Annotated in this window: 4 protein-coding genes; 3 read left to right on the top strand and 1 reads right to left on the bottom strand. The window is 43.5% G+C overall.

What is annotated here, in order from left to right; all coding sequences use genetic code 11:
• Positions 1-5: 5 nt before the first annotated feature.
• Positions 6-338, bottom strand: coding sequence for a Grx4 family monothiol glutaredoxin (locus B9J87_RS15110; protein WP_094133612.1), 333 nt, complete (start codon positions 336-338; stop codon positions 6-8).
• A gap of 241 nt (positions 339-579) precedes the next feature.
• Between B9J87_RS15110 and sodB the strand changes: the two genes are divergently transcribed.
• The 3 genes from sodB (at position 580) to B9J87_RS15095 (ending at position 2,650) form a co-directional block, all read left to right on the top strand.
• On the top strand, positions 580-1,164 hold the full coding sequence (gene sodB / locus B9J87_RS15105) for a superoxide dismutase [Fe] (RefSeq protein ID WP_010318866.1): 585 nt from the start codon (positions 580-582) through the stop codon (positions 1,162-1,164).
• 122 nt (positions 1,165-1,286) lie between these two features.
• Entirely contained in the window at positions 1,287-1,790 is a 504-nt protein-coding gene (locus tag B9J87_RS15100) for a VC2046/SO_2500 family protein (RefSeq protein ID WP_176429108.1), read from the top strand.
• Positions 1,791-2,023: 233 nt separating this feature from the next.
• Positions 2,024-2,650: an SDR family oxidoreductase gene (locus B9J87_RS15095; RefSeq protein WP_370685854.1), complete on the top strand. Its 627-nt coding sequence runs from the start codon at positions 2,024-2,026 to the stop codon at positions 2,648-2,650.
• Positions 2,651-2,690 lie beyond the last annotated feature (40 nt).

Genomic DNA, 2,690 nt, shown 5'->3' with positions numbered 1-2,690 from the left:
CAGTATTACTCTTCATTGCCTGCACGTGCAGCGGCTTCTTTCACTAAAGGTTGCAGTTCGCCTTTTTGGAACATTTCGATAATGATGTCACAACCACCAATCAACTCACCTTCAATCCACAATTGTGGAAAAGTAGGCCACTGTGCGTATACAGGCAGCTCAGCGCGGATATCTGGGTTTTGCAGAATATCCACATAAGCAAATTTCTCACCGCAAGCCATCAAAGCCTGCGCAGCTTGAGAAGAGAATCCGCAACTTGGTAGCTTAGGAGAGCCTTTCATGTATAGCAGAATGGCATTTTCTTTAAGTTGCTGTTTAATTTTATCAATAGTTTCCATTGCTTCCTCTTAATGGGATAGTGCGGTTTGTTACTGACATTCTAAATCATTAATAGAGAATAAAAAGCACATATTATTTATGGATATCCTGCCTATACAACAATTTTCAATATTAGGACTTTTAATAAAGTAAAAACTTGCTAAAATACCTTCAAGTCAGTCGTATCGACGAATATCATTATAATATCTGGAAGCTACTGAAAGAGACTTTCACTCTTTCTACACAACGGAGAATCGAGCAATGTCATTCGAATTACCAGCTTTGCCTTACGCTAAAGACGCTCTAGAACCACACATTTCAGCCGAAACACTAGATTTCCACCACGGTAAGCACCACAACACTTACGTTGTGAAGCTTAACGGCCTTATTCCTGGCACTGAATTTGAAGGTAAATCTCTCGAAGAGATCATCAAGACTTCAACTGGTGGCGTGTTTAATAACGCAGCTCAAATTTGGAACCACACCTTCTATTGGCACTGCCTTGCACCAAATGCAGGTGGCGAACCAACAGGTGCCGTTGCAGACGCAATCAACGCCGCATTTGGTTCTTTTGAAGCTTTTAAAGCAAAATTCACTGACTCAGCGATCAATAACTTTGGTTCATCTTGGACTTGGTTGGTGAAAAATGCGGATGGCTCTTTAGAGATCATCAACACTTCAAATGCAGCCACACCACTGACTCACGAAGGTGTGACTCCGCTACTGACGGTTGATCTGTGGGAACACGCTTACTACATCGATTACCGTAACCTACGCCCTGACTACATGAATGGTTTCTGGGCACTGGTTAACTGGGCATTCGTTGCAGAAAACCTAGCAAAATAACCTTTTCCCCTTGGATTGGTATTTAGTCATATGAAAAGCCTGCTTTATCGCAGGCTTTTTTGTTATTTTATCTAAAGTTATCTGCTTTCTCGCCGCTAAAAGTGCATCGGTTGGAGAGGCAAATGCAAGTACATACATTAGATAAAGCCAGTATTATAAACGAGCTTCAATTTGGCTCGGGGCTAAGCCATGCTGTTCAGCAAGGACGCCGTGCGGACTTTGCACTCATACTGTCGATGTTTTCTAACGATGTACGCGACAACACTCCTGTTGAACGTATTGAAAACCCACCCACTAGCGATGAATTGTTACGTAAGCGATTTGAGCTTACGGATCCTCAAGCACTGCGTTCCGACCAAAGCTCTTACGTTGTTTCAGCAAAACAGGCCGAGCTTTTCCATCACGGAGGGCTCGCCAGTGCGAAACTCAGCCACTACTTGACTCCTGAAGTACTCGCCTATTTGCCTGAAGATACGCATGATTTACCCGAAGAGGTATATCTTAATCTGTCAGGACATGAGCGAAGGCATCTTGCCTCCCCCTCAAACGTTGAGCTCTTAGTTGCCGATCTGTCGGTTCAACTCACCGTTGCCCACCGGCGAGATCAGATCCGCACCCAAGTTTGATGTCTTGTATGTAACACAAAACGACATTCTCTAGATCAGAATGTGAGTATGACCAAAAAAAACACATACCACGCTCGCTTAGGCTGAGTAATTTGATGTTATTCACACCCTACCCACAGTTAATCAACCATCCTATTGAGACTAAATCCCGCTACAACAATAAAACAAACAATAGGGTGAGGCACCCAATGGATATAAAAAGTGCAATAATATTAATCACTTCAGCAAGTTCGATGCTTGGTAGCACGCTGGCCGTTCATTTCGCACATTTAGGTGCAAAAATTATTTTGTGTGACCAAGACAAATTTGGATTAATGGAAACCTTTGCTCGTTGCAAAGCGATCTCTCAGGATGTTCATTATTACCACACACCAGATTACTCTTTAGAAACGATCCATCGGCTGTTCGATTTTATTGATCAAACCTATCATGGGGCACCGGATGTACTGGTCAATAATTGGCCAAATGCATCCCTCCCCCCCTTGATAGGTGAACAACGAGCTGAAGTCTTTCTTCAGAAGCTCGCCATGATGGCCTCAACTTTATTCACTTTTGGTCAAGCCAGTGCTGAGCGAATGCGTATTAACAACAAACCAGGTGTGATTGTGAACGTCATTTCTCAAAATGATGAGTATGACCTAGCGGGAATTGAAAATGCGAATTCTATGGTTTCTGGTTTCACGCAGAGTTGGGCAAAAGAACTAACCCCTTTCAACATAAGGGTCGGAGGCGTAGTGCCTAGCGCAAAAGGTGATGTAGATGAGAAGCCCCATTGGGCTGAGCTGCAAGATGAATTGATCCGCAATACGGAATACATCGTCGCTAACGAATACTTTAGCGGACGTGTGATGTCGGCCTAGCTAGCAGTACAAGGCCGACCTACATGGGTATGATTAAAAC

This window comes from Vibrio sp. V19_P1S1T109, from assembly GCF_002241375.1.
GTDB classification, from domain to species: Bacteria; Pseudomonadota; Gammaproteobacteria; order Enterobacterales; family Vibrionaceae; genus Vibrio; species Vibrio anguillarum.
This window is presented reverse-complemented; position numbering and strand designations above follow the sequence as displayed.